This is a genomic window from Streptomyces sp. WAC 04229 (genome assembly GCF_003947455.1).
In the GTDB taxonomy this organism is placed as follows: domain Bacteria; phylum Actinomycetota; class Actinomycetes; order Streptomycetales; family Streptomycetaceae; genus Streptomyces.
The window spans coordinates 36,806-62,781 of the sequence record NZ_QHJH01000008.1 but is presented as its reverse complement, the minus strand read 5'-3'; the positions used below and the strand labels follow the sequence as shown (position 1 = coordinate 62,781).

The 25,976-nt window shown below is 70.0% G+C and carries 22 protein-coding genes; 3 read left to right on the top strand and 19 right to left on the bottom strand.

Going from position 1 to position 25,976, the window contains the following annotated elements; translation table 11 throughout:
- Positions 1 to 96: 96 nt before the first annotated feature.
- The 7 genes from DMH12_RS03900 to DMH12_RS03870 form a co-directional block, all read right to left on the bottom strand.
- Complete coding sequence (locus DMH12_RS03900) at positions 97 to 3,699, bottom strand: LamG domain-containing protein (protein ID WP_260474032.1); 3,603 nt, start codon at positions 3,697 to 3,699, stop codon at positions 97 to 99.
- Positions 3,700 to 3,761: 62 nt separating this feature from the next.
- Positions 3,762 to 5,291, bottom strand: coding sequence for a VCBS repeat-containing protein (locus DMH12_RS03895; protein WP_125490116.1), 1,530 nt, complete (start codon positions 5,289 to 5,291; stop codon positions 3,762 to 3,764).
- A gap of 1,145 nt (positions 5,292 to 6,436) precedes the next feature.
- On the bottom strand, positions 6,437 to 7,294 hold the full coding sequence (locus DMH12_RS03890) for a glycerophosphodiester phosphodiesterase (RefSeq protein WP_125490115.1): 858 nt from the start codon (positions 7,292 to 7,294) through the stop codon (positions 6,437 to 6,439).
- 561 nt (positions 7,295 to 7,855) lie between these two features.
- Positions 7,856 to 8,248, bottom strand: a complete 393-nt coding sequence (locus DMH12_RS03885) for a type II toxin-antitoxin system death-on-curing family toxin (protein ID WP_125490114.1) — start codon at positions 8,246 to 8,248, stop codon at positions 7,856 to 7,858.
- Positions 8,245 to 8,439 carry a ribbon-helix-helix protein, CopG family gene (locus DMH12_RS03880; RefSeq protein WP_125490113.1) on the bottom strand — a complete coding sequence of 65 codons (195 nt, stop codon included), beginning with the start codon at positions 8,437 to 8,439 and terminating at the stop codon, positions 8,245 to 8,247. Before DMH12_RS03880 ends, DMH12_RS03885 begins: the two co-directional genes overlap by 4 nt.
- 301 nt (positions 8,440 to 8,740) lie before the next feature.
- Positions 8,741 to 10,093, bottom strand: a complete 1,353-nt coding sequence (locus DMH12_RS03875; RefSeq protein WP_125490112.1) for a class I SAM-dependent RNA methyltransferase — start codon at positions 10,091 to 10,093, stop codon at positions 8,741 to 8,743.
- 63 nt (positions 10,094 to 10,156) lie between these two features.
- Positions 10,157 to 12,220: an APC family permease gene (locus DMH12_RS03870; RefSeq protein WP_125490111.1), complete on the bottom strand. Its 2,064-nt coding sequence runs from the start codon at positions 12,218 to 12,220 to the stop codon at positions 10,157 to 10,159.
- A gap of 516 nt (positions 12,221 to 12,736) precedes the next feature.
- Between DMH12_RS03870 and DMH12_RS03865 the strand changes: the two genes are divergently transcribed.
- Together DMH12_RS03865 and DMH12_RS03860 are read left to right on the top strand one after the other, a co-directional pair.
- Entirely contained in the window at positions 12,737 to 13,408 is a 672-nt protein-coding gene (locus DMH12_RS03865) for a TrkA family potassium uptake protein (RefSeq protein ID WP_125490110.1), read from the top strand.
- The gene (locus DMH12_RS03860) at positions 13,408 to 14,085 is read left to right on the top strand and encodes a TrkA family potassium uptake protein (RefSeq protein ID WP_064730242.1); all 678 of its coding nucleotides are present in this window, start codon (positions 13,408 to 13,410) and stop codon (positions 14,083 to 14,085) included. Before DMH12_RS03865 ends, DMH12_RS03860 begins: the two co-directional genes overlap by 1 nt.
- 88 nt (positions 14,086 to 14,173) lie before the next feature.
- On the opposite strand, the gene DMH12_RS03855 is transcribed toward DMH12_RS03860, so the two are convergent.
- The 8 genes from DMH12_RS03855 to DMH12_RS03820 all read right to left on the bottom strand — a co-directional run bounded on the left by DMH12_RS03855 (position 14,174) and on the right by DMH12_RS03820 (position 21,531).
- On the bottom strand, positions 14,174 to 14,968 hold the full coding sequence (locus DMH12_RS03855; RefSeq protein ID WP_125490109.1) for a DUF3159 domain-containing protein: 795 nt from the start codon (positions 14,966 to 14,968) through the stop codon (positions 14,174 to 14,176).
- 3 nt (positions 14,969 to 14,971) lie between these two features.
- A complete protein-coding gene (locus tag DMH12_RS03850) occupies positions 14,972 to 15,370 on the bottom strand; it encodes an OB-fold nucleic acid binding domain-containing protein (protein ID WP_114529494.1) in 399 nt (132 codons plus the stop codon).
- Between the two features lie 61 nt (positions 15,371 to 15,431).
- Positions 15,432 to 16,115, bottom strand: a complete 684-nt coding sequence (locus DMH12_RS03845) for a response regulator (protein WP_125490108.1) — start codon at positions 16,113 to 16,115, stop codon at positions 15,432 to 15,434.
- Positions 16,112 to 18,658, bottom strand: coding sequence for a sensor histidine kinase KdpD (locus DMH12_RS03840; RefSeq protein WP_125490107.1), 2,547 nt, complete (start codon positions 18,656 to 18,658; stop codon positions 16,112 to 16,114). The genes DMH12_RS03845 and DMH12_RS03840 overlap by 4 nt, the downstream gene beginning before the upstream one ends.
- Before the next feature lie 120 nt (positions 18,659 to 18,778).
- Entirely contained in the window at positions 18,779 to 19,474 is a 696-nt protein-coding gene (locus DMH12_RS03835; protein WP_125490106.1) for an ABC transporter ATP-binding protein, read from the bottom strand.
- Between the two features lie 170 nt (positions 19,475 to 19,644).
- Complete coding sequence (locus tag DMH12_RS03830) at positions 19,645 to 20,397, bottom strand: DUF3710 domain-containing protein (RefSeq protein ID WP_125490105.1); 753 nt, start codon at positions 20,395 to 20,397, stop codon at positions 19,645 to 19,647.
- 1 nt (position 20,398) lies between these two features.
- On the bottom strand, positions 20,399 to 20,950 hold the full coding sequence (dut, locus tag DMH12_RS03825; RefSeq protein ID WP_125490104.1) for a dUTP diphosphatase: 552 nt from the start codon (positions 20,948 to 20,950) through the stop codon (positions 20,399 to 20,401).
- Positions 20,947 to 21,531 (bottom strand): PaaI family thioesterase, encoded by a 585-nt coding sequence (locus tag DMH12_RS03820; protein ID WP_125490103.1) that lies wholly within the window; start codon positions 21,529 to 21,531, stop codon positions 20,947 to 20,949. The genes dut and DMH12_RS03820 overlap by 4 nt, the downstream gene beginning before the upstream one ends.
- 57 nt (positions 21,532 to 21,588) lie before the next feature.
- Between DMH12_RS03820 and DMH12_RS03815 the strand changes: the two genes are divergently transcribed.
- Positions 21,589 to 22,050 (top strand): DUF3093 domain-containing protein, encoded by a 462-nt coding sequence (locus tag DMH12_RS03815; protein ID WP_125490102.1) that lies wholly within the window; start codon positions 21,589 to 21,591, stop codon positions 22,048 to 22,050.
- A 31-nt stretch (positions 22,051 to 22,081) separates the two neighbouring features.
- Here DMH12_RS03815 and DMH12_RS03810 read toward each other — a convergent pair whose 3' ends face one another.
- The 4 genes from DMH12_RS03810 to DMH12_RS03795 form a co-directional block, all read right to left on the bottom strand.
- Positions 22,082 to 23,005, bottom strand: a complete 924-nt coding sequence (locus tag DMH12_RS03810; RefSeq protein ID WP_125490101.1) for a hypothetical protein — start codon at positions 23,003 to 23,005, stop codon at positions 22,082 to 22,084.
- A gap of 13 nt (positions 23,006 to 23,018) precedes the next feature.
- A complete protein-coding gene (locus DMH12_RS03805; RefSeq protein ID WP_003993510.1) occupies positions 23,019 to 23,315 on the bottom strand; it encodes a DUF4193 domain-containing protein in 297 nt (98 codons plus the stop codon).
- 406 nt (positions 23,316 to 23,721) lie between these two features.
- Positions 23,722 to 24,966 carry a HAMP domain-containing sensor histidine kinase gene (locus DMH12_RS03800; protein WP_125490100.1) on the bottom strand — a complete coding sequence of 415 codons (1,245 nt, stop codon included), beginning with the start codon at positions 24,964 to 24,966 and terminating at the stop codon, positions 23,722 to 23,724.
- Between the two features lie 6 nt (positions 24,967 to 24,972).
- The gene (locus DMH12_RS03795; RefSeq protein WP_003993508.1) at positions 24,973 to 25,626 is read right to left on the bottom strand and encodes a response regulator transcription factor; all 654 of its coding nucleotides are present in this window, start codon (positions 25,624 to 25,626) and stop codon (positions 24,973 to 24,975) included.
- Between the last annotated feature and the right edge of the window lie 350 nt (positions 25,627 to 25,976).

Below are 25,976 nucleotides of genomic sequence, written 5' to 3'. Positions count from 1 at the left end.
CAGCTCCAGGTGAGCAGGGGCGCGGGCACGCCGCGGACGTCAGGGGGCCGGCGAAGAGGGGCGCCCGGCCGTGGCCGGGCACCCGCTCCGGGGCGATCAGGTCGCCACGTCCGGCTCCCCGATACTCGAGCCGGCGGGCAGGCGGCTCACCTGTGCGACGACGCTGGTGTCCAGGTCGCCGGCGAAGACGCGGAGCTCGTCGAGAGCACCGGCGAAGTATCCGCCTGCCACTGTCCCGTCGAGGGATCGTCCGACCTGCAGGGACGTGGTGGTGAAGTCCCAGGTGTTGTCCCAGGCCGTCGTGGCGGCCAGGGTGCCGTTGACGTAGAGCCGCACGTCTCCGAAGACCGCCGAGTAGACCAGGGCCAGGTGATCACCCTTGCCTTCGCTGCTGGGCAGGGTGCCGGTCGCCAGGGTCGTCGTGGACTTGGCGGTGGCTCCGGTCCCTTCCGTGGTGACCATGGCCCAGCGTTGGGCCGAGGCCAGGTACTTGACGGTCACGGCGCTGTTGCCCGTACCGGCAAGGGAGACAACCGTCTGGTCCCGGGTGGGCAGGGCGGCGGCGAGCCGTGCCCTGCCTGTGAGCGTGAACCCGTCCTGCTCAGCCAGCAAGCCGGCGTCGCGCGCTGCATAGCCGGTTGTGCCGTCGAGTTGGAGGTGTCCGTCGCCCCACAGCGGTTCGGCCGGGAGGGTGCACTCGGGGTCGAGCGCTGGATCACAGGAGTCGTCGGGCAGATAGATCGCGGCCTGTCCGCCCAGCGTCAGGCCGGGGCCGCCGTGTGCGTCCGGGGAGACGCCGGCTGCGGCGCTGTCAACCTGCCAGTAGGCCAGCTGGCGGACGGGGACTCCGCCGAGGCTGAGCCCTTCCGCCAAGGTGATCACCCGGTCGTACAGCTTGACGTCCGCGACGCCGCCCTTGAGGTGGTTGGTGTAGCCGTCCAGGGCGATCTTCCGTCCGATCTGAAGGGCGCCGTCCGCGCTCCAGACGGTGTGTCGGGCCTTCACGGCCTTCTCGATCAGGTCGCCGTTGACGAACAGGCTCATGTTGCCTGTGACGTCGTCGTAGCTGCCGATGAGGTGGGTCCAGGTTCCGGGTACCGCCTTTGCGCCGGACACCGTCCAGCTGCCCATGGTCTGCATGTCGGAGACGGGGATGGAGAAGGTCCAGGACTGCGTGTCCGCGTCGTAGCCCAGGTCGAAGCCCGGCTGGGCGACACCGTCCTGGCTGACGACCGTGACGTCGCCGTCGGGTCGCTCGGCCAGTTGGACCCAGGCACTCACCGAGAACGTCGATCCGGTGTCCACGGCCGAGGCTCCGGCATCGAGGTAGCCGCCGGCCGAGCCGTCAAGGGCCACAGCGGTGTCCGCGCCGCCCAGGGGGCCTGTCCGTCCGAAGGTCACGCCGTTTCCGGCGGCCGCAGCCGGAGAGGCACCGATGCCGACCGCCTGCGTGGAACCGGCGGCATCGCCCAGGCTCCATCCGGCCGTAGGAGCGCGTCCGTCGCCGACGTTGAACGAGTGCGTGGTCGGCGTCTTCTGCGCGTTGCCGGCGTCGTCCACTGCGAGGACGTCGACGAACATCGGTCCCTCGTCCGGTGGCATCCAGGTGGTCTTCGCCGGGCCGCCGAGGCTGGCGGCGTTCACGTACTTCCAGCTCTCACCCTTGAACCGGTAGCGGTAGGCGGCCACGTCCGATGAGGGCGAGTCGAAGGTGAAGGTGCCGTAGTCGCCGACGCCTGCGTGCCACTGTTCATCATCGGGGTAGCGGTCGGACGTCACGACCGGGGCCTTGGGGACGGTCGCGTCGTAGATGAACTCGCAGCGGGTAGCGTCACCGTCCAGGCTCCAGGCGCCATAGGAGGTGCCGTCGTGGCCGCGGACCGTCCAACCGATCACCGCGTTCTGCGGGACGGTGAAACCGGCTTGGCCGTCCCCGGCCAGGTCGGATCCCACGGTGTAGGTGAAGGTCGCCACTCCTGTCTGGTCACTCCAGGAACTGTCCACGGTGCTCTTGGCCGCAGTGGTCGCGTAGTGGTTGTACGTGGTGCCCCCGACGGTCCACCAGACCCGGAACTGAGCCTGCAGCCGCTCCGAGTTCCCTCCCACGTCGCCGTGGTCGTAGTCCCGGATGACAGCGGTCAGCTTCGGCGGGGCGGAGACGTAGTGGTCCGTGGCGCGCCCGTACTCGCAGTTGCCTCCCGGTGCCATGCGCAAATCGCTCATGGGTGACTGCGCGGGCGGCCGGTTGTACTTCACCTCAAGGTTGGCGTTGCCGCAGAACCGTTTCCAGTACGAGTAGTCGCTCTCGCTTCCGGCGGCGAGCCGGAACGTCGTGGTGTCCCAGCCGTAGGTCGACGCCTTCTGCAGGGTGCTTTTGACGTTGAACCGGACGTTCTGGTTGGTGCTGGTGCAGGAACCGGCCGGGTTGGTCGGTGACTGCGAGGCGAGGTTCTCCTTCAGGGAGGGCTGGTTCCCCCAGTTGGTGCCGGAGTTGATGGCGCTGGCGCCGTTGGAGTTGACCCGGCCCAGTTGCACCGACCGGCCGCTGTCGCTGTAGGTGTGCACCATCGTCACGGCGAACTCCGCCGAGATGATGTCCTTGTCCTCGAAGGCACCGGTGGGCAGCGCGAAGAACTGCCGTTTGACGTCGTTGGTCGAAGAGCACCGATAGGACACGTTGGAGGGACAGCGCCCGACACCTTCATCGTCGCCGAACTTCCAGAATTCGGCGGAGGAGTGGTAGGACGACACCATCGTCCATGCGGAGCGGTTCGCCGTCTTGACGACCGGGTCGATGTACACCGGGTACGTCGTCTCACTGCTCGTGAGCAGATCGGTGTCCGGCTCCAGGGCCAGCACGCCGTCGGACACGTCTACCGCTACGTCGGCCACCTGCGCGCCGTCGGGCGGGGTTGAACCCGCGTCGGAGGAGTCGTCGGCTGCGAGGCTCTGTGTCTGCACGCCCCCGGTGTCGGTGTCTTCCGCGGGGTGGCTCGAGTCCCACATCAAGGGCTTCGGTGCCTCGAAGACCACGCCGGAGCCCGAGGCGTCGCGTGCTTCGACCGTACCGGTCTGCGTCGCCGTCAGATCCAGGTTGTGGGCGCGCACGGGGAGTTCGAGACGCGTGAGGTCGGGGTTGGTCGCCGCCTTTGCGTCCTTGACGACCAGGATGTGCGAGAAGCCTTCGGCGTCCGCGTGCAGGCGCAGGTCCACGCCGGGCAGCACGTCGGCGTAGGTGGCCGTCGATCCCTCGACCTGCGGTTCAGGCAGGTCTTGGGGCCAGGACAGGGCCAGTTCCCGGCCGTCCTTCTCGATCCGCGCGAAGGTCCTGTCGCCGCCTCCGGAAAAGGACATCGTGCTGACTGCGGCCTTGGGGCCCCAGCTGCCGTCGGAGCTGCGTTCCAGTGTGGTGTCGATCGCCTGCCAGGCACCGTTCTTGCGGGTGCGCACCGGCTGCACGGATTCCGTCTGGGTGAACGTTCCGTCGGGGTTGGCCACCGTGGTGCTGCGCTCGGAGCGCAGGTCCAGCACTTCTACGCTCTCGCCGCTGGACGCGGCTTCGCGCTGGGCCGTATGCGTGTCGGGCGCGGCTGCCGGGCCGTTCTGATCGGCTGCTTGGGCGGGGGCCGGCTCCGCGGATCCGATCGGCACCACACCGAGTCCGGTGGCCAGGACCGCGGAGACCGCCGTCACGGTCACGACTCGGCGGGAGCGGCTGCGTTTGCGTCTGCCAGGTCTTGGTATGGACTTCATGATCGTGTTCACCCGACTATGCCGAAGGACGTGCCGGCATCGGGAATGCCGCCCGCGCCCGGCCGGTAGAGAGTCGCTGTGCCTTGGTCGGCGTCCACCGCAGCCCAGGTCAAGGAGTAGAGGGCGCCCTTGCTGGTCGCCGGTTCCTTGCTGTAGGGCACGCCCACGTACAGCATGTTCGCCCCGGAGCGCAGGCTGGTACCCAGGTAGTCCCGTGCCGTCGCGACCCCGGGAAGCAGGCTCCCCGAGGCCGCGCGGGACAGAATCTTGTCCGTTGAGCCGAGCGAAGCGTCCAGCGGTTTGAAGACCTGAACGACCCCGGCGTCCTTGGCGGCTCCGACATCCCGGCCGGGGACGGCCACTGCCAGGCGCGCCGTCGCGGGGCCCGTGACCACGGAGGCGTCCCTGTTCGCGAGTGTCACCCGCTGGCCGAAGAAGTCACCGGAGGCCGGATCGCCTTCGACGTCCGCCACCGTCGCGTCGATGGTCGCCAAGGTGCTGACGGCGCCGGTCGGCTGGATGCGCACCACGGACACCATGCCGGCGCTGGGGACCTCGCCGACGGACTCCCCCGGAACACCGATCGCCAGCATCGCGTCCGAGTTGTAGGTCTCGTCAGCGGGACGGTAGTTGTCCATGCTGACCGACGTGGCGAACTGGTCGCCTGCCTCCGCGGTGCCGGGCATCCCGTCGCTCGCCCCGGCCTGGTCCAGGCCAACCAGCGGCTTGGGACAGCCGTTCTCCAGCGTATGACTGAACACGGTCGCCATGCCCGCGAACTCCTGGGTCCCGATCGCCTCACCCGGACTGCCCACAGCGAAGTAGCGATGGGTTCCAGTCAGCGAGCTGCCCATGCGGTCGTAAGCCTCGACAGCACCGGGCACACTGGGGGTGTCCTGAGTGATGCCGCACACGGTCGAGCCCTGCAGGTATTCGACCGCCCCGGCCTCGGGCCGCACGACATTGTCCGACGTCAGGTCTTCGCCCGGCACGCCGATGGCGAGCCACGGCTGACCGGAAGCGGCGGTCCCGGACGCCAGTGAATAGCCGAACAGGTCGCCGGCCTCGGTCAGAGCTCCGGCGTTGATCACGTGCTGTGTCCAGTTGTCGATGCGCGCGCCTGGAGTCCCCAGGCCGGTCGCGGAGCCGTGGTACACGTACACGGCACCCGCATCGAGCTGGTTCGCGCCGTCGACGACCACGTCCTCGTAGGGCACCCCCACGACCAGGTCCGCGCAGGCGTCCCCATCGGCATCGCGCACCGCCCACGAGAAGCCGAACTGGTCCCCGCGCTCAGGTGCGGCAGCGTCTTCGGGCAGGGCTTGCGAGATCTCCGACGTCCCCTTGCCCCCGCCGTAGATCACGCGGACCAGCCCCGCCTGAGGCACCCCGTCGACCGTCGCCTGCGGGTCCGCGACGACCACATCAAAAAGGCCATCGCCGTTGAAGTCCTGGCCGCTTCCCGCACATGCCGCCGCCGGTGCGGCCACCGGTTGGGCGTGTGCACCACCAGGCACGGCGGCCACGATCACCGCCATCCCAACACAGGCGCCAACCGCCTTGCCGAAAACGCGCACACCCCACCCCGAGTCCATCAAGTTCACAGAAATTTCGCACTCGTCACACCGAGTGCATAAGGCACAACTGACCGGAGCGTAATGATCATGCACGTGCCACACAAGATCGATTCAAGCCAGCAGGGGCACTTTTCGGCCTTTGGTCTGCGCTGGTCCAGGACGTTGGCATTCGGATCGCGTCGCCGTCGGCGTAGGTCGCATGAAGGCTGCTCCGCACCAGGCCGCGACTGTCGCCCTAACCGAAGCGTGAGACTTGTTCAATGAAGGAGCCGGCCCACAGGCATTCCGCCGGGAGCTGGACGAGTGGGAGCACCGCCTTGACGCGCTTGGGGCTGAGGCTGGCGTCGAGTAGCCGACCGGGCCTCGCAGCGCCTGGGCGACCATTGGCCCCGATGACCCGATAAACCCGATAAAGGTGACAGCGAACGACTCGCCATCGACGCAGATTGCGGTGCGCGAACCGGCCGACGCCCCCTCGGACTGGCTGGCGGAGAACCCACAGGCTCTCCTCGGCAAAGCAGGAATGATCAACGCCACGGCCCGACACGGCGTAGTCCTCCTGCGCGGTCAGGAGAACACGTCCTCGCTATGACGAGGAGCGGAGGCATCCCTGAAAGGTCCCGGCCACCCCCGGTCCAGAGACGCGTCCATGTCGGCGTTGTCACATACGGTCTCGGTCATGGAGCGGAAGGTCGCAGCCAGCCGCTCAGCACCCAGGCCGCGGCCGTCGACTCCACGATCGCGCGTGGGCTCACCAGCACGTGGCAGGGAATCTCGGACGGGGCTCCTGCCGGAGTGTCAGACGACCATGCCATCGGTCGTGTCGGCCCCGCAGCGAACTGACCACGAAGTTCCGCTTGAGACCGACAGCCTCTGCCGACTACTCGCGTTGGCGCTCAGTGCCGGCCAGGTCGGCCACGCACCGCCCTCATGAAGGTCACGGACCGCCTGCGTGACCCGTCACCGGGCTGGTCCAGGCACCGGGAACGCGATGTCCGAGCGGTGACCCCCGTTCCGACCGGCCGGCGTGGCCATCGACTGCGTCGGGGCGGCCGTGGCGGCAGACAGAGGTACCTCCCTCTGGTCCGCCAAGCAATACCAACGAACTACCTAGAGTTCCTCGTCGGAACGACCACGCACGCCGTTCGAGCCCAGAGCTTGTAGGGTGCGACTCGGTCAGTGAGGACCACGTCGACACCGGCGGATTTCGCCGTCTCCCAGGCCGGTTCCCAGTTCGCTGTCCACACGTACACGCGCAGCCCCGCCGCGTGCCAGTCTTCGACAGCTTCCGGAGTGGCCAGGAAACGAGACACGTTCAAGGAAGTGCCGTACCGGGCCGCCTCCGCACCACTGATGGCCGTCTTTTCGTGCGTCAAGGCAGTGCGAAGCTCGGGTGCCGCTCGGCGTACGGCATCGACCGCCGCCCGATTGAAGCTGTGCACTACGACGTACTCAGCAGTCCCGGTCTTCCGGATGAGCGCCAGGAGCGACTGCACCTGCGCGGGTGTCGGCGTCGGCTTCAGCTCGACCATGCCCGTCATCCGCTGCTCCGCCACGTAACGCAGCGCCTCCTCAAGCGTGGGAACGGGCTGCCCCCTCTTGGTGCGCAACAGCCTGACTTGCGCGGCAGTCATGTCGGAGATCGCCCCGTGCCCCGTCGTGGTGCGGTCGACCGTCGCGTCGTGGGAGAGGACCGGCACACCGTCACTCGTCCACCACACGTCGAACTCAACGCCCCCAGCGCCGGCGCCCACTGCGTCCCGAAGCCCCTTCAGGGTGTTCTCGTCCTCTGGGGTGCCTCGGTGTCCGATCACCTCCGGTACGACGCATTCCGGCGCGACTGCTGCCGCCGCCGAGGCCGCGGCCGGAACAGTCTGTTCCGCACCCGGCCCCGCACAGGCACTCACAACAAGGGCCACAAACGCCATAAGAGTCGCTATTCGAACCGACTTTCGCTCTGTCACCAGAAGAGAGTAACGGCAGCCTCATGGCGCACACGAAGAACTCTTGAGATTGTCCGACCTGCCACCCACCCCACGACCGGACCGCCGAAGTTGGGGCGCACGATCGCATCGGTGATCACGCCCCTCCGCCCAAGTGAGGCCCGACCACGCTCTACCTCCGCACACTGCCCTCCAGTGCCCGAGTCCCAGACTGCAACACCGGGCGCATCACAGCGCTGACGCCTCCGAAGCTCAGCGAGCCAGGCCCGTCCCTGCTCATCGTCGTGCAGTGTCCGCGGCCCATAGCCGCGGGGCCCCAGGGCTGTTCGCCCCAAACGCGTTCGTCTGCAGTGCGGCGAGCAGCAGTCCAAACTGATGGATCGAAAGTTGCTCAGCCCCGAGTTGCTCGAGCCCGGTGTGTTGCCACCGTCGAGGGCTCGGCGGCGGTCGACGAGGTGACGAGCAGTAGGACCGCCACGTCGCGGTGCTCGTCGTCGATGAGATCGTCGCCCTCGTCGTCCCCGGACCCGCAACTGCCCCAGCAGACCACCCTAGTCAGGCGTACGAACCGTCAGCCGAACGTCAAATGACGGGAAACCAGGACGACAAGCGCTTTGCAATGACCGGTATATCGACGTTGTCCTGCGCGACGTCCTCGACGAACGGGCCGGCAACGGAGACGGGCGGCGGGACGGTGCCGGCGCTCACGCCGTTGAACCGCAGGAAGACACGCATGGCGAGCCAGGCGGTCCGCTTGTTGCCATCGATCAACGCGTGATTACGGGCTACGGAGTGCAGCAGTGCCGCAGCCTTCTCGTGCAGCGTGGGATACAGCTCGGCCCCGAACACATTCGTGCGTGGTCTCTCGATCGCCGAGACCAGAAGCCCCATGTCACGCACACTGTGCTCGGTACCGTTGACCGCGCGGGCGATGGCCAGGATCTCGTCGATCTGGAGGTAGCGCACGTCCGTCACTTCAGGTAGTCCAGAATCTCCGCATCACTGTCCATCAGCTCGGCCAGAACGTCATCGACCTTCAGCTCGGCCCGGTCCTGGGCATCACGGATGGCCTCGATAGCAAGCTCCTGCTTGCTACGGCCTTCCCGACGAGCCCGCTCGGACAGCTTCGCGTCAAGGTCATCAGGCAGTCGGAGTGTCATCGCCATGCATGCATGATACCTGACCGGTATCACGACTGTCTCGGTCGAGTCGCGATCCCCGAAGACCTAGGGCCCAAGGCGGCGCACAGCGCCTCAGGAGGGGCAGCAGAGGCTTCTGCTGCGAGCGTCATCCGAGCGTCAAGAATCTCCGAACGCCCCTCAAAGACGTCGCCGGTGCAACGCACCTCGCTCACGAATCTGCAGGTCAGCGAGTTATAGAGATCGATCCGCCCACTCGAACCGCTGCGCTTCGGAAAACAGGTCGAGTATGTCCAGCCGCGTATGAGAAACCCAGGAAAACAGCAGGTCAGAGACCCTTTGCAGCAGGCTCCAAGATAGCCACGCACTCCACGTGCGCAGTCATCGGAAACAAGTCGAACACCCGCAACATCCGCACCCGATACCCCCCATCCCGGAAGTACCCCAGATCCCGGGCCAGCGCAGCCGGATCGCACGCCACGTAGGCGATCCTCCTCGCTCCCAGTGACGCGAGGTGTTGCACCGTCTTCTTGCCCGCCCCCGCGCGCGGCGGGTCCAGGACGACGAGGTCGACCTCGTCGATGCCCGTCCGGGGCAGGACCGCCTCGACCTTGCCCTGCTCGATCCGCACCCGGTCGAAGGCCGCCAGGTTGTGCCGGGCGTCCTCGACCGCGCGCTTGCCGGACTCGATGCCGAGGACCGCGCCCTGGTCGCCGACCCGGTCGGCGAGGGCGCCGGCGAAGAGGCCCACGCCGCAGTACAGGTCGAGGGCCATGTCGCCCTTGCGCGGGAGGAGGCCCTGCATGACCGCGGTCACCAGGGTGTCGGCCGCCTTCGGGTGGACCTGCCAGAAGCCGCCGGAGCCGACCCGGTACGTGCGGCCGTCGGCGCGTTCGCGGACGAAGGGGCGGCCGTGGACGCGGTGGACGCCGCCGTCCTTCTCGCCGACCCGCATGACCGAGACCGGGCGGTCGAGTTCCACGATGGGGAGCCGTGCGCCCGGCCGCGGGGTCAGGATGACCTGGCGGTCCTGGGAGCCGGTCGCCGCGATCGCCTCGATCGACGCCATGCCGGGCCACTCCCGGGCCTCGATGCCCAGCTCGCTGACGCCCTCCGCGGCGATCATGCAGTGGTCGATCGGCTCGACCTCGTGCGAGCGGTGCTTGCGCAGGCCGGCACGGCCCTCGGTGTCCACCGCGTACTGCACGCGGGTGCGCCACGACGGGACCTGCCCGGCCGGCAGCTTGTCGCCCTCGGCGGGCATCACCGTGCCGTCCCAGCCGGCCTCCTCCGGAGTGAGGCCCGCCAGCCGCTTCAGCTGCTCGGCGACGACCTCGCCCTTCAGGCGGCGCTGGGCGCCCGGCTTGGCGTGCTGCCAGTCGCAGCCCCCGCAGCGGCCGGGACCGGCGAAGGGGCAGGGAGCCTCGACGCGGTCCTTGGAGGCGTCCAGGATCTCGACGGCGTCGGCGCGCAGGAAGCGGGCGCCCTCCTCGCCCTCCGTCACCCGGGCCACGACGCGCTCGCCGGGCAGCGCGTGCCGGACGAACAGCACCTGCCCCTCGGACGTACGGGCGATGCAGTGGCCGCCGTGCGCGACGGGGCCGATCTCGACCTCGTACTCCTCGCCGACGAGCGAGACCGCTCCGGACTCCGCCTGCGATTTCTTCGGTTCTGCCTGCATGGCGGGGTGGCTCCAGAGAACGGGGGTGTGAGGGACGGCGGGTAGGGACCGCAGCCGTCCACTCTACTTCGACGGCGAGGAGTCCTTCGCCCGGTCGTGGTGGAGCGGGCCGCGCCGCACCGCGCCGGGCGCGTTCCAGTCCTGCCGCTTGCGGGCCCGCTTCTTCGCGGCCTCCGAGGACTGGAGCTGGTACGGGACGGACGTGACCATGACGCCGGGCGTGAACAGGAGGCGGCCCTTGAGGCGCAGGGCGCTCTGGTTGTGCAGCAGGTGCTCGTACCAGTGGCCGACCACGTACTCGGGGATGACGACCGAGACCGCGTCGCGCGGGGACTCCTTGCGCAGGCTCTTGACGTACTCGATGACCGGCCGCGTGATCTCGCGGTAGGGCGAGTCCAGGACCTTCAGCGGTACGGCGATGCCGCGCCGCTCCCACTCGTCGCGCAGGGCCTTGGTCTCGGCCGGGTCGACGTTGACGCTGAGCGCCTCCAGGGAGTCGGAGCGCATCAGCTTGGCGTAGGCGAGCGCGCGCAGGGTGGGCCGGTGGATCTTGGAGATGAGCACCACCGAGTGGACCCGGGACGGGCGCACCATGTCGTCGCTCTGCGCCTCCTCCGGGTCCTCGGGGGCGGCGATCTCCTCGGAGACCCGGTCGTAGTGCTTGCGGATCGCCGTCATCGTGGCGAAGAAGATGCACATGCCGAGCAGAGCGACCCAGGCGCCGTGGGTGAACTTCGTGGCCAGTACGACGACCAGGACGAGTCCGGTGAAGAAGGCGCCGAAGGCGTTGATGGCCCGGGAGCGGATCATGCGGCGGCGCGCGGCCTGGTCCTTCTCCGTGGCCAGGTGGCGGTTCCAGTGCCGGACCATGCCGATCTGGCTGAGCGTGAAGGAGACGAAGACGCCGACGATGTAGAGCTGGATCAGGCGCGTGGAGTCGGCGCCGTAGATGAAGACGAGGAGTATGGCGGCGCCGGCCAGCAGGACGATGCCGTTGGAGAACGCCAGGCGGTCACCGCGCGTGTGCAGCTGGCGCGGCAGGTAGCGGTCCTGGGCGAGGATCGAGCCGAGCAGCGGGAAGCCGTTGTAGGCGGTGTTCGCGGCGAGGAAGAGGACCAGCGCGGTGGCCGCGGCCAGCACGATGAACAGGAAGCTGCCCTCGCCGAAGACGGCCTCCGCGACCTGCGAGATCACCGGATGCTGGACGTAGTCCGCGCCGACGGCGACACCGTTGTGGAAGAGGTCGGTGGCCGGGTTCTCCGACATGCGCACGTCCGTCGCGGACGCGAGCGCGATGATGCCGCAGAACATGGTGACGGCGAGCAGGCCCATCATCGCGAGGGTGTTCCCCGCGTTCTTCGACTTGGGCTTGCGGAAGGCCGGGACGCCGTTGGAGATCGCCTCGACACCGGTGAGCGCGGCGCAGCCGGAGGAGAAGGCGCGCAGGAGGAGGAAGATCAGGGCGAATCCGGCGAGACCGCCGTGTTCCGGCTTGATCTCGTAGTCCGCCGTCGGCGCGCGCATGGTGTCGCCGAGCACCAGGGACCGGAACGCGCCCCACGCGATCATGATGAAGACACCGCCGACGAAGACGTACGTCGGGATCGCGAACAGCTTGCCCGACTCCTTGACGCCGCGCAGGTTCATCAGGGTCAGCAGCAGGATCACGGCGACCGCGCAGAGGACCTTGTGCTCGACCACGAAGGGGACCGCGGAGCCGAGGTTCTCGATGCCGGAGGAGATCGAGACGGCGACGGTCAGCACGTAGTCGACCAGCAGGGCGCTGGCGACGGTCAGGCCCGCCTTGGGTCCCAGGTTGGTGTTGGCCACCTCGTAGTCGCCGCCGCCGCTGGGGTAGGCGTGCACGTTCTGCCGGTAGGAGGCGACGACCGTGAACATCAGGACGACGACCGCGACCGCGATCCAGGGGCTGAAGTGGTACGCCGACACGCCCGCGATGGACAGCACGAGCAGCACCTCGCCGGGCGCGTACGCCACCGAGGAGAGCGGGTCGGATGCGAAGACGGGGAGGGCGATCCGCTTCGGCAGGAGCGTTTCGCCCAGCCGGTCGCTGCGCAGTGCGCGCCCGATCAGGATCCGCTTGGGCACGTCGGTCAGTTTGGACACAACAGAGGATCGTAAGCGTTCGAACGGGCGCGCGCCCACCCGCCACCCCCGATCCACCCGCCGTCTGCTCTACGGGTGAATTCGACGGGTGGTCGGGCTGCGGATTCCGCAGGTCCGGGGCCTGGCATGCCTATATGACGAACACCGCGCAAACACCGCCCGATGCCCGGCCGTTGCCACCCTGGAGGTCTCATGCACCTGTCCGCGGAGCTGATCGGCGGCCTTCTCTCACTCGCCGGCCTCGGAATCCTCACTTTTGCCAGCATCCGCAGCATCGGGCGCCGGGGGTCGTCGGTGGAGAGCTGAGGCGGGACGCCCGGCCCTCCGCGTCAGTAGGCTCGGCCGTCGACGGGGCGTCGGGGGCCACCCGGACGGGGGCCGGACCCGCCGGACCGGCATGATGGTGGCCGGCGCCCCCGGACAGGGGCCGCACGTGTTGCCCGTCGAGCCGAAAGAGGAAAATGAGCGGGACGTACGCCTACGTCAGAGGGCTCGGAAGAAGAGTGGTGTAGAGCCGTGCACATTGTCATCATGGGCTGCGGGCGGGTGGGCTCCGCCCTCGCCCAGGCCCTGGAACAGCAGGGGCACACGGTCGCCGTGATCGACCGGGACCCCACCGCCTTCCGACGTCTCGGTTCCTCGTTCGGCGGCCGCCGGGTCACCGGCATCGGCTTCGACCAGGACACCCTGCGCGAGGCGGGCATCGAGGACGCGGGCGCCTTCGCGGCCGTCTCCAGCGGCGACAACTCGAACATCATCGCCGCCCGCGTGGCGCGCGAGATGTTCGGCGTGGAGAACGTCGCCGCCCGCATCTACGACCCCCGCCGCGCCGAGGTCTACCAGCGCCTGGGCATCCCCACGGTGGCCACGGTCCGCTGGACGGCCGACCAGATGCTGCGCCGGCTGCTCCCCTCGGGCGCCGAGCCGCTGTGGCGCGACCCCACCGGCGGGGTCCAGCTCGCCGAGGTGCACACGTCACCGTCCTGGGTCGGCCACAAGATCAGTCGGCTCCAGGAGGAGACGGGTGTGCGGGTGGCCTTCCTCACCCGGCTCGGGGAGGCGATCCTGCCCTCCTCGCAGACCGTGTTGCAGGAGGGTGACCTGGTGCACGTGATGATGCGCACCGACGAGGTCGACAAGGTCGAGGCGGCGTTCGCCAAGGGGCCCGAAGAAGGGGGCGGTCACTGATGAGGGTCGCCATTGCCGGAGCCGGCGCGGTCGGCCGCTCGATCGCGGGCGAGCTGCTGGAGAACGGCCACGAGGTCCTGCTCATCGACAAGGCGCCGACCGCGATCTCGGTCGAGCGCGTCCCGATGGCGGAGTGGCTGCTCGCCGACGCGTGCGAGATCACGTCCCTGGACGAGGCGGCCCTGCAGCGCTGCAACGTCGTCATCGCCGCGACCGGCGACGACAAGGTCAACCTGGTCGTCTCGCTGCTGGCCAAGACGGAGTACGGCGTCCCGCGCGTCGTCGCCCGGGTCAACAACCCGAAGAACGAGTGGCTGTTCAACGAGTCCTGGGGCGTGGACGTCGCCGTCTCCACCCCGCGGCTGATGTCGGCCCTGGTGGAGGAGGCGGTGAGCGTCGGCGATCTGGTCCGGCTGCTGCGCTTCAGCCACGGCGACGCCAACCTGGTCGAGCTGACGCTGCCGGAGGAGTCGGCCCTGGCCGGGATCCAGGTCGGTGACGTCGAGTGGCCCGAGGACACCTCGCTGGTGACGATCATCCGCGGCACCCGGGTGCTGACCCCGTCGCGGGAGGACTCGCTGGAGGCGGGCGACGAGCTGCTGTTCGTCGCGGCTCAGGCCCGCGAGGAGCAGCTGGAGGACCTGCTGTCGGCGCGGCGCGGCGATCCGGCGCGCTGACGGGTACGGCGGTACGACGGTGGGGGCGCCCGGAGATCTCCGGGCGCCCCCACCGTCGTACCGCCACAGGTTGGACGGCGCCGGACCGTCAGCTCTTGCGGTGTCTGCCGCCGTGCGTGTCGGCGGCGTCGCTCCCGGCTTCCGCGGGCTGCCACACGGCGGCCTTCTCGCGCTCCGCCCGCTCCTTCTCGGCCTTCTCCGCCTCCTCGGCGGCCTCCATCTCGGCGAAGACGTCGATCGGGGCGGGCGCCTTGGCCAGGAAGACCCAGGTCAGCCAGACGGCGAGCAGGAAGGGCGGGATCTTCAGGGTGACCAGGACCCAGCCGAGCTGCTCGGTGTCCGCCCACCAGTACAGCGGGAAGAGGATCGCGGATTTGGCGAGCAGGATGAGGCCCCAGGCGTAGCTGGCCTTGGTGTACGCCTTCTTGCGGCCCGGGTTGCGGGTGCGCCAGGAGAGGTTCTCCTTGAAGACCGGGCCGAGGATCAGGCCGATCAGCGGCACTCCGGCCAGCGAGGTGACGATGTACGCCATGGCCAGGCCGAGGGTGTAGAGCATGCCCGGCAGATAGAAGTTCTTGGCGTTGTCGGTCATCATCGCGAAGACCACACCGAAGGCGACGCCGAAGACGCCGCTGAAGGCGTGCTTCACGGTGTCCTTCATCACCAGCCGCACCACGACCAGGACCAGCGACACGGCGAGCGCCGCGATCGCGGACATGTGCAGGTCGTTGTTGAGCGTGAAGATGGTGACGAAGAGGAGGCCCGGCAGCACCGTCTCGACCATGCCCCGCACGCCGCCGAACGCCTCGAACAGCGCGGCCTCGGTCACCGCCCGGGAGTCGTCCGCCTCTTTCTCTTCGGTCGGCTTGTCGAGCGACGTCACCGGCTACTCCCGTCCGAGGGGTCTCAGTTCGTATTTCGGGTTGAAGAGCACCCGGCGGCCCCGGCTCATCGAGATCCGGCCCGATGCGATGAGCTTGCGCCCCGGCTCTATGCCCACGATGGAGCGTCTGCCCAGCCACACCACGTCCAGGGCCGCGGAACCGTCGAACAGCTCGGCCTCAAGGGCCGGAACGCCCGCGCGCGGTCGCAGGGTGACCGTGCGCAAGGTACCAGTAACCGACACGACCTGCCGGTCCTGACAGTCTCCGATGCGGGTGCAGCCGGCGGTGTCGGCGTCCTCGCGCAGTTCCTCCGACTCCAGGTCCTCCTGCGAGGAGGAGAGCCGGTCGAACATGCGCCGGAACCGGCCCACCGGCTTGTCGGAACGCGGAGCAGCACTCATATGTGAAGCGTACCGGGGCCCGCCGACAGGCACGCACCCTCCGGGGAAGGGATGGCGAGGCTCACTTCTCGAAGCGGTATCCCATGCCGGGCTCGGTGATGAAGTGCCGCGGGTGCGCGGGGTCCGCCTCCAGTTTGCGGCGCAGCTGGGCCATGTAGACGCGCAGGTAGTTGGTCTCCGTCCCGTACGACGGCCCCCACACCTCCTGGAGCAGCTGTTTCTGGCTGACCAGGCGCCCCGTGTTGCGCACCAGCACCTCCAGCAGGTGCCACTCGGTGGGCGTCAGGCGTACGTCCCTCCCGTCCCGGTGGACCTTCTTCGCGGCCAGGTCGACGCTGAACCGTTCGGTCTCCACGAGCACGTCGTCCCCGTCGCCGGGGACCGGTTCGGCGCGGCGTACGGCCGCCCGCAGCCGGGCCAGCAGCTCGTCCATGCCGAAGGGCTTGGTGACGTAGTCGTCGGCGCCCGCGTCCAGCGCCTCGACCTTCTCGTCGGAGGAGTGCCGGGCGGACAGCACCAGGATCGGTACCCGGGTCCAGCCGCGCAGGCCCTTGATCACCTCGACGCCGTCCATGTCGGGCAGGCCGAGGTCGAGGACGACCACGTCGGGGTGGCGGGCGGCGGCCAGCTGGAGGGCGCCCGCCCCGTCGTGGGCGGCGTCGACCTCGTAGTGGCGCGCCTTGAGGTTGATCACGAGGGCCCGCACGATCTGCGGTTCGTCGTCGATCACGAGCACCCGGGTCATCGGGCGGCCTGCCTTTCTGCCGGCGTGGGGCGCGGGGGCGCCGCGGGGGCGCCCGCCGCGCGGAGGGTGAGAACCATGGTGAGGCCGCCGCCGGGGGTGTCCTCCGCGTTCAGTGTGCCGCCCATCGACTCGGCGAAGCCCCTGGCCACGGCGAGCCCCAGCCCGACGCCCGCTCCGCGCGGGGCGTCGCCGTAGCGCTGGAAGGGCTCGAAGATGCGCTCCTTCGCCTCGTCCGGCACCCCGGGCCCCCGGTCGACGATTCGTACCTCGACGCGGTCCGCGAGGGCGCTGGCGGCGACCAGGACGCCCCGGTCGTCGGGGCTGTACTTGACGGCGTTCTCCACCAGGTTGGCCAGCGCCCGCTCCAGGAGCCCGGCGTCCACGGCCACCATGGGCAGCGTCTCCGGGATGTCCAGCTCCGCGCTCCCCTCGGGCACCCCGCCGAGCGCCATCGGCGCGACCTCGTCCACGTCGATCTCGCGGATCAACGGGGTGACCGTGCCGGTCTGGAGGCGGGACATGTCGAGCAGGTTGCCGACGAGGTGGTCGAGGCGGTCGGCGCCGGCCTCGATGCCCTCCAGCAGCTCCGCCTGATCCTCCTGGGACCAGGCGACGTCGTCGGACCTGAGACTGGTGACCGCGGCCTTGATGCCGGCCAGCGGGGTGCGCAGGTCGTGGCTGACGGCGGCCAGCAGCGCGGTGCGGATGCGGTTGCCCTCGGCCAGCGCCCTGGACCGGTCGGCCTCCTCGCGCAGCCGGCGCCGGTCCAGCACGACGGCGGCCTGAGAGGCGAAGGCGGCCAGCACGCGGCGGTCCTCGGCGGGCAGCACGCGGCCGGTCAGCGCGAGCGCCATGTGGTCCCCGACCGGCATGTCGACGTCCGCGTCCTCCGGGCGCTCCACCGGGGGCCCCGACCCGGCACGCCCGGCGCAGGTCCAGGGCGCCACGTCGCTCTCCCGTTCCAGCAGCGCGGCCGACTCCATGCCGAAGGTCTCGCGCACCCGTTCCAGGAGCGTCTCCAGGCTGGTCTCGCCGCGCAGGACGTCGCCGGCCAGGAAGGAGAGGATCTCGGACTCGGCGCGCAGCCGGGCGGCCTGGTGGGTGCGGCGGGCCGCGAGGTCGACGACCGAGGCGACGGAGAGCGCGACGCCGACGAATATGGCGAGCGCAAGGATGTTCCTGGGGTCGGCGATCGTGATCCGGTTGACGGGCGGTGTGAAGAACCAGTTCAGCAGGACCGAGCCGACCGCGGCCGAGGCCAGGGCCGGGTACAGCCCGCCGAGCAGCGCGGCGGCCACCGTCAGGGCGAGGTAGAGCAGGACGTCGTTGGCGAGCCCGAGGTTGACGGTGTTGAGCAGGAGGGTCAGCAGCACCGGGCCGACCAGGCCCACGAACCAGCCCCAGACGCTCCGGGAGCGCCCCAGGCGTGCGCCCCTGGCCACCGGGAGTCCGCGGCCCTTGGCGACCTCCTCGTGGGTCACGATGTGGACGTCCAGGTCGGGGCCGGACTCGCGGGCGACCGTGGCGCCGACGCCGGGGCCGAAGACGTACTGCCACGTCTTGCGGCGCGAGGAGCCGAGGACGATCTGGGTGGCGTTGACGCCGCGCGCGAAGTCGAGGAGGGCGGCGGGTATGTCGTCGCCCAGGACGTGGTGGAAGGTGCCGCCGAGGTCCTCGACGAGGGTGCGCTGGAGTGCCAGCTCCTTCGGGGACGCCGAGGTCAGCCCGTCGCTGCGGGCTATGTACACGGCCAGCACCTCGCCGCCGGCGCCCTTCTCCGCGAGGCGCGCGGCCCGGCGGATCAGCGTGCGGCCCTCGGGACCGCCGGTCAGGCCGACCACGATGCGCTCGCGCGAACCCCAGATCTTGGAGACGCGGTGCTCGCTGCGGTACTGCTGGAGGTACTCGTCGGCCCGGTCGGCCACCCAGAGCAGGGCCAGTTCCCGCAGGGCGGTGAGGTTGCCGGGGCGGAAGTAGTTGGACAGCGCCGCGTCGACCTTGTCGGGCTGGTAGATGTTGCCGTGCGCCATGCGCCTGCGCAGCGCCTGGGGCGACATGTCGACCAGTTCGGTCTGGTCGGCGCGCCGCACCACCTCGTCCGGCACGGTCTCCCGCTGCCGTACGCCGGTGATCGACTCCACGACGTCGCCGAGTGACTCCAGGTGCTGGATGTTGACGGTCGAGACCACGTCGATCCCGGCGGCCAGCAGCTCCTCGACGTCCTGCCAGCGCTTGGCGTTGCGCACGCCGGGGACATTGGTGTGCGCCAGTTCGTCCACCAGGGCGACCTGCGGTTTCCGGGCCAGTACGGCGTCCAGGTCCAGCTCCGTGAAGGTTCCGCCGCGGTACTCCAGCTCGCGGCGCGGCACCTGCTCCAGGCCGCGCAGCATCACCTCGGTGCGGGCCCTGCCGTGGTGCTCGACGAAGGCGACCACGCAGTCCGTGCCCCGCTCGACGCGGCGGTGCGCCTCGGCGAGCATGGCGTACGTCTTTCCGACGCCGGGGGCCGCCCCCAGGTAGATCCGAAGCTTGCCGCGTCCCATGGCCTCATTGTCTTCCGGTCACCGCTGACTGCGCAGCGTCGACCCTACGGCCCACAAACGCGACATAACGGGGCGGGGTGCGGCCGCGGGCCGTCTTTGACGGAACCCTGACGCCCGGTGTCACTGCCCGACGATCTCCCCGTCCCGCAGTTCGAGCACCCGGTCGGCGAGGTCGAGGAGGGTGGCGTCGTGGGTGGCGACCAGGGCGGTGACCCCTTCGCTGCGTACGACGGCCCGCAGCAGCTCCATCACGGCGTGCCCGGTCTCGGCGTCCAGCTGGCCGGTGGGCTCGTCGGCGATCAGCAGTGCGGGGTCGTTGGCGAGGGCGCGGGCGACGGCGACCCGCTGCTGCTGCCCGCCGGACAGCTCGCCGGGCCGCTGAGCCGCGTGGTCGGCGAGGCCCACCAGGGCGAGCAGGAGGGCGACGCGCTCCTCGCGCTCGCGGGGCGCGGCCCGGCGCAGCCGCATCGGCACGCCCACGTTCTCGGCGGCCGTGAGGATCGGGATGAGCCCGAAGGACTGGAAGACGAAGCCGACGCGGTCCCGGCGCAGGGCGAGCAGCCCGTCCTCGTCCAGGTCCGCCAGGTCGCGGCCGTCGACCTCGACCCGTCCGGCGTCCGGTACGTCGAGTCCGCCGACGATGTTGAGCAGCGTGGTCTTCCCCGACCCCGACCGCCCCTTGAGGGCGACCAGCTCGCCCCGCGGCACCTCGAAGGAGACGCCGCGCAGGGCGTGCACGACGGCGGTCCCCTGGGCGTACGACTTGCGCACGTCCTCGACCCGCACCATGGTCTCGGTGACCACCACCTGGCTCATGAGCCCCTCCCCCGCCGGACGACCGGGCGCCAGTATCGCCAGCGGAGGCCGCCGGATTCAACGGCCCGGCACCGCGGTCCGCCGGGCGGGCCGGCAGCACGAAGGGCCGCGTCCCCCTGGGGAAGCGGCCCTGGTGGCGCGCGTACGGAGAAACCGCACGAAGTTTTTACCTAGCGGACCTCGGTGATCTCCGGTCCGCGCTGGAGCTGGCCCATGCCTCCGGAGAAGCGGGAGCCCTCTTCCTGCTGGACACCCTCGGGCACCATCTGCGCGTCATCCGGCAGCTTGAGGACGATGGGGTCGCGGGGGGCCATGGGGCCGTCGCCACGGACCACGACCGTGTCCCGGAAGATCTGCTCCAGCAGGCCCGCGGCCTGCGGCTGCACCGCGCCCTGACCCGAGATCACGCCCCGCAGGAACCATCGGGGGCCGTCCACGCCGACGAACCGCACGACCTGGAAGCCGCCCGTGCCGTCCGGCAGCTGCACCGGCACCTGGGCCCGCAGCTCCCAGCCCAGCGGACCCTCGACCTCGTCGATGATGCCGCCCTGCTGGGTGATGCCGGCGCCGATCTCCTCGCGCACCTCGCCCCAGATGCCCTCGCGCTTGGGCGCGGCGAACCCCTGGAGCTGGATGGCGCTGTCGCGCAGCACGACGGTCGCGGCGACGATCGCGTCTCCGGCGACCTCCACCCGCAGTTCCATGCCCTCTACCCCGGGGATGAACATGCCGCCCAGGTCCACGCGCCCCTCGGCGGGGTCGCGGACCTCGGTGCTGTCCCAGGGCCCGTCGGGCCGGGGCTCGGGGTCGAGCCGCACGCGCTCGCGCTCTTCGTCCGCCTCGGTGTCGACGCTGTCGACGACCTGCTCGGTCTCGCCGGCCGCGTCCTCGGCGGCATCCCTCTTCTTGCGACGTCCGAACACGTCACTGTCCTTCCCGGTCGGATACGACCGAAGCGTATCGATTCCCACCCGTCGGGCCGCCCTCGGCGACCTGACCGCTTGTGCCGCTTGCACGGTCCGTCCCGGCGTGGCCGCCGGTGGACCCGAAGCCCCCCTCGGCCCGCGCCGAGCCGGGAAGCTCCGCGACCTGCCGGAAGCGGACCTTCTCGACCTGCTGGACGACCAGTTGGGCAATCCGGTCGAAGCGCTCGAACCGCACCGTCTCGCGCGGGTCGAGATTCACCACGATCACCTTGATCTCCCCACGGTACCCGGCATCAATCGTCCCCGGGGCATTCACGAGGGCGACACCGCAGCGCGCGGCCAGTCCGGAACGTGGGTGCACGAACCCCGCGTACCCCTCCGGGAGCGCCACAGACACGCCGGTGGGCAGTACGGCGCGCTCACCGGGGGCCAGCGCGCAGTCGACGGTGGTGCGCAGGTCGGCGCCCGCGTCACCGGGCTGCGCGTACGCCGGAAGCGGTACGTCGGGGTCGACGCGGCGGATCAGCACCTCGAGCTCGGCGCGGGTCATGGGTTCACCTCGAAGGCACGGGTGCGGCGGATCTGGTCGGGGTCGTCCATGGCCGCGCGGATCTCCTCCTCGCGGCCGTGGTTCACGAAGTGGTCGACCTTGACCTCGATGAACAGGGCGTCGGCACGGACGGCCACGGGGCCGTCCGGCCCGCCGATCCGGCCGGTGGCGGTGGAGTAGATCTTCCGGCCGGCCACCGCGGTCACCTCGGCCTCCAGGTACAGCGTGGTGTCCACGGGCACCGGCCGCCGGAAGTCGGTCTCCAGCCGTCCGGTCACCGCGATCGTCCGCAGCAGCCAGTTCAGCGAGCCCAGGGTCTCGTCCAGGGCGGTGGCGAGCACGCCGCCGTGCGCCAGACCGGGCGCGCCCTGGTGGGCGGGCCGGACCAGGAACTCGGCGGTGATCGACACGCCCTCGCCGGCCCGGGCCTGGAGGTGCAGTCCGTGGGGCTGGTCGCCGCCGCAGCCGAAGCACTGGCCGTAGTGGGCGCCGAGCAGCTCGCCGGGGGCGGGCGCGTCGGGGTGCCGTACGGGTTTCACGGCGTCGGCGGGAGGCTGAAGACCTGGGGAAATACCACTCACAGGCGCAGACCTTACCCGCGCGTCGGCCGAACACCGCCACCGTGCCAAGCTTGTTGCATGCAGCCCTCCCCCGCCCCGTACGAAGAACGCCTCACCGCGCCCCGCTCCTGGTGGCTGGTCTCCTTCCTGGTGGGGCTCGCGTTCGCGCTGATCCTGCTGCCCTTCGGCACGCTGCCGATGCTGGGCGGCCTGGCCGGCGGCACCGCGGTGGCGGCGGTGGCGGCCAGCTCGTACGGCGCGGTCCGTATCCGTGTCGTGGGCGACTCGTTGATCGCGGGCGAGGCGCGGGTGCCGCTCGCGGCGCTGGGCGAGGCGGAGGTCCTCGATCCGGAGGAGGCCCGCGCCTGGCGCACGTACAAGGCCGACACCCGGGCGTTCCTGCTGCTGCGCGCCTACATCCCGAGGGCCGTGCGCGTGGTCGTCACGGACCCGCAGGACCCGACTCCGTACCTGTATCTGTCGACGCGTGAGCCGGAGCGGCTGGTCGAGGCCCTCACGGCGGCGAAGGCGGCCGCGTAGCCGGATCGCACGCGCGCGCAGGCGCGCGTGGTCAGTGGTCCGGCCGGCCGACGGGTCCGGTGCCCAGCTCGCCCATCTCGAGGGCGTCCTTGGGCCGTTCCAGGGCCGGGAGGTCGCCGAGGGCGCTCCAGGGGACCTGGCGCTTGCGCAGGTCGTTGCGGATCTTGTCGGCGAGCTTTCTGGTGTCACGGCGGTTCATGACGGCTCCTACGGCCGCTCCCACCATGAAGGGCATCAGGTTCGGCAGGTTGCGCACCATCCGCTTCATGATCTGCTGGCGCAGCTGGCGCTTCATGTGGCTGTTCATCGCCGCGCCGAGGGTCGACGGCTTGGACACGTCGACGCCGCGTTCGTCCGACCAGGAGTTCAGGTACGCGGTGCTGCGCTGCCCGAGGCCACCGGGCGGGCGTACGCCGTAGACCTCGTGGAGTTCGGCGATCATCTTGAGCTCGATCGCCGCCACGCCGGTGACCTCGGCGGCCAGTTCGGTGGGCATCGCGGGCGGTACGGGCATCATCGCCGCAGCGCCGATCCCCGCTCCCACCGTCGCGGTGCCCTTGGCGGCGCCGGCCACGAGGCGGTCGGCGAGCTCCTCGGGGCCGAGGCCCGGGAACTGTCTGCGCAGCGTCGCGAGGTCCCGTACGGGCACGCGCGGGGCCAGATCGATGATCCGGTCGGCGAGGTGCCCCAGGGCGGCTCTTGCGCGGGTGCCGCCGTTGCGGACGCTCTGTCCGGCCTTTTCCCGGAAAGCCGCTGCCCGGCGCCGGGCAGCGGGCGCCGGGGTGTTCGTGGTCGCCGGGAGGTCACTCCGGCCGGCCACTGCTTCGAGCGAGGCCGTACCGGTGTCGGTCGTGCCTCGCTCGTCGTCACGCGCGCTGTGCGGACCGTCGGACGGTCCTTGGTCCGCTCCCCGCTGGGGGAAGCGGCGCTTCCAGGGAGGGGTCGAGCCGGTCACGGCCGACCCCGCCTCAGTCGCAGTCGCGGCAGATGGGCTGGCCGTTCTTCTCCCGGGCCAGCTGGCTGCGGTGGTGCACCAGGAAGCAGCTCATGCAGGTGAACTCGTCCTGCTGCTTCGGCAGTACACGGACCGCCAGCTCCTCGTTCGAGAGGTCGGCGCCGGGAAGTTCGAGGCCTTCCGCGGCCTCGAACTCGTCGACGTCGACGGCCGAGGCGGACTTGTCGTTCCGCCTCGCCTTCAGCTCTTCGAGGCTGTCCGAGTCGACGTCGTCGTCGGTCTTGCGTGGAGTGTCGTAATCGGTTGCCATGGTCGCTCTCCCCCTCTGGGTGTCTGCGGTGTCTCCAGCGCACGTAACGCGTGAGAGGCCGGACTTGTGCCCGACCTGAGGCGGAGATTTTGCCTCACATCAAGGTCTGTTACTCAATCGACACCCAACCGGACCCCTCATGAGTGATCGGCTTGGATGGCGATGGGGACCGTACACGGTCCCAATACCGCACTTCAAAGGCGTCTCACCGTGTACTTCCCGTGATCAAGACCCCTGAAAACCGGGATTTTCCCGGCTTTCCGACAGGGTGCATGATCACGGAGAGTAGATGGCGCGAAAGCCGCTGCTGTGATCGATCACACAGGCGACTCCAGGGCCGTTGGCCTGGAAATTCCGCTCAAAGCGAACATCCTCGGTTCTCGGTGAGATGTCGGGGGTCATGATCTCAGACGGGCAGCGTGACGCGCATGACGAGTCCCCCGCCCTCGCGCGGCTGCGCGTAGATGTGCCCGCCGTGCGCCCGGGCCACGGACCGCGCGATGGAGAGCCCGAGCCCCACGCCCTTGTCGCTGCCCGTCCGCTCGGTGCGCAGCCGCCGGAACGGCTCGAAGAGGTTGTCCACCTCGTACGCCGGTACGACCGGGCCCGTGTTGGTGACCACCAGGACCGCCTGGCCGCCCTCCACGGCGGTGGAGACCTCGACCCAGCCCTCTTCCGGCACGTTGTAGCGCACGGCGTTCTGGACGAGGTTCAGGGCGATCCGCTCCAGGAGGACGCCATTGCCCTGGACCACCGCGGCCTCGCGGGCGCCGCGGACCTCCACGCCCTTGCTCTCCGCCTCGGCGTGCACCTGGTCGATGGCCTGACCGGCCACCTCGGCGAGGTCCACCGGTTTGCGCTCGACGATCTGGTTGTCGCTGCGGGCGAGGAGCAGCAGGCCCTCGACCAGCTGCTCGCTGCGTTCGTTGGTGGCCAGCATTGTCCTGCCGAGCTGCTGGAGCTCCACCGGGGCGTTCGGATCGGACAGGTGCACTTCCAGGAGCGTGCGGTTGATCGCCAGGGGCGTGCGCAGCTCGTGGGAGGCGTTGCCGACGAAGCGCTGCTGGGCGGTGAACGCCCGCTGCAGCCGCTCCAGCATGTCGTCGAAGGTGTCGGCCAGCTCCTTCAGCTCGTCGTCCGGTCCGTCCAGCTCGATCCGGCGGGAGAGGTCGGAGCCCGCCACCGCACGGGCGGTGCGGGTGATCCGGCCCAGCGGCGACAGGACGCGCCCGGCCATGGCGTAGCCGAAGGCGAAGGCGATCACGGCGAGGCCGAGCAGCGCCAGCAGCGAACGGCTGAGCAGGTTGTCCAGGGCGACCTTGCGCTGGTGGTCTATGCAGTCGCTGATCGCGGCGTTGAACGCGGACAGCGACAGGTTGCCGTTGTCCACGACCGGACAGTCGCTGCTGGAGACCCTGAGGTCGGTGAAGTCGACGATCTTGTACAGGGGTTCGTTGCCGGTGCGCACCGCCTGGGCGGCGAGCAGATAGATGATCGACAGCAGCAGGATGCCGGCGATCAGGAACATGCCGCCGTAGAGCAGCGTGAGCCTTATGCGGATGGTGGGGCGCAGCCACGGCAGGGGCGTGGCCGAGCGCGGGTCCCACGTGGGCTTGGGGGGCGCCCCGGGGGGCGCGGGTGTCGTCGCCACGGCCGGTCAGATCCGGTAGCCGGAGCCGGGGACGGTGACGATGACGGGCGGCTCGCCCAGCTTGCGGCGCAGGGTCATGACGGTCACGCGTACGACGTTGGTGAACGGGTCGGTGTTCTCGTCCCAGGCCTTCTCCAGGAGCTGCTCCGCGGAGACCACGGCGCCCTCGCTGCGCATGAGCACCTCCAGCACGGCGAACTCCTTGGGGGCGAGCTGGACCTCCTTGCCGTCGCGGAAGACCTCCCGGCGGTTCGGGTCGAGCTTGATGCCGGCGCGCTCCAGGACGGGCGGCAGGGGCACGCTGGTGCGGCGGCCCAGGGCGCGCACCCGGGCGATCAGCTCGCTGAAGGCGAAGGGCTTGGGGAGGTAGTCGTCGGCGCCGATCTCCAGGCCCTCGACGCGGTCGCTGACGTCGCCGGAGGCCGTGAGCATCAGCACGCGCGTGGGCATGCCCAGTTCGACGATCTTGCGGCACACGTCGTCGCCGTGCACGAGGGGGAGGTCGCGGTCGAGGACGACCACGTCGTAGTCGTTGACGCCGATGCGCTCCAGGGCGGCCGCACCGTCGTACACGACGTCGACGGCCATGGCCTCCCGGCGCAGTCCGGTGGCCACCGCATCGGCGAGCAGTTGCTCGTCCTCGACGACGAGTACGCGCACGTCGCTTGTCCTTCCTGTGTCCACCCGCGTAGCGCCGGTCGGCGCACGAGGGCAGGGGCCTGGTGGGTGTGTTGCCTCCATCCTGCCCTTTTCGGCCATAAGTCGGCTGTAAGGCGGGAGACGGGGCGGCGACGCGGAAAGTCCCGCGGGCGGGAATGAAGGATTTTCTCGCGTGGTTGAGGTTTCCGCGAAGAGGAGCGGGGGGAGGACGGCTTTACACCCCGCGATCACGCTCTGCCTGTACCGCGTCACCGCGCGGTACGCCGCGGTCCGCTTCCGCAGAGCGGGCGTGGGTGTCCGGCACCGTCGCCGCCCAGCAGGGCAGCGCTGGGCACTCCACCGGAGACGTG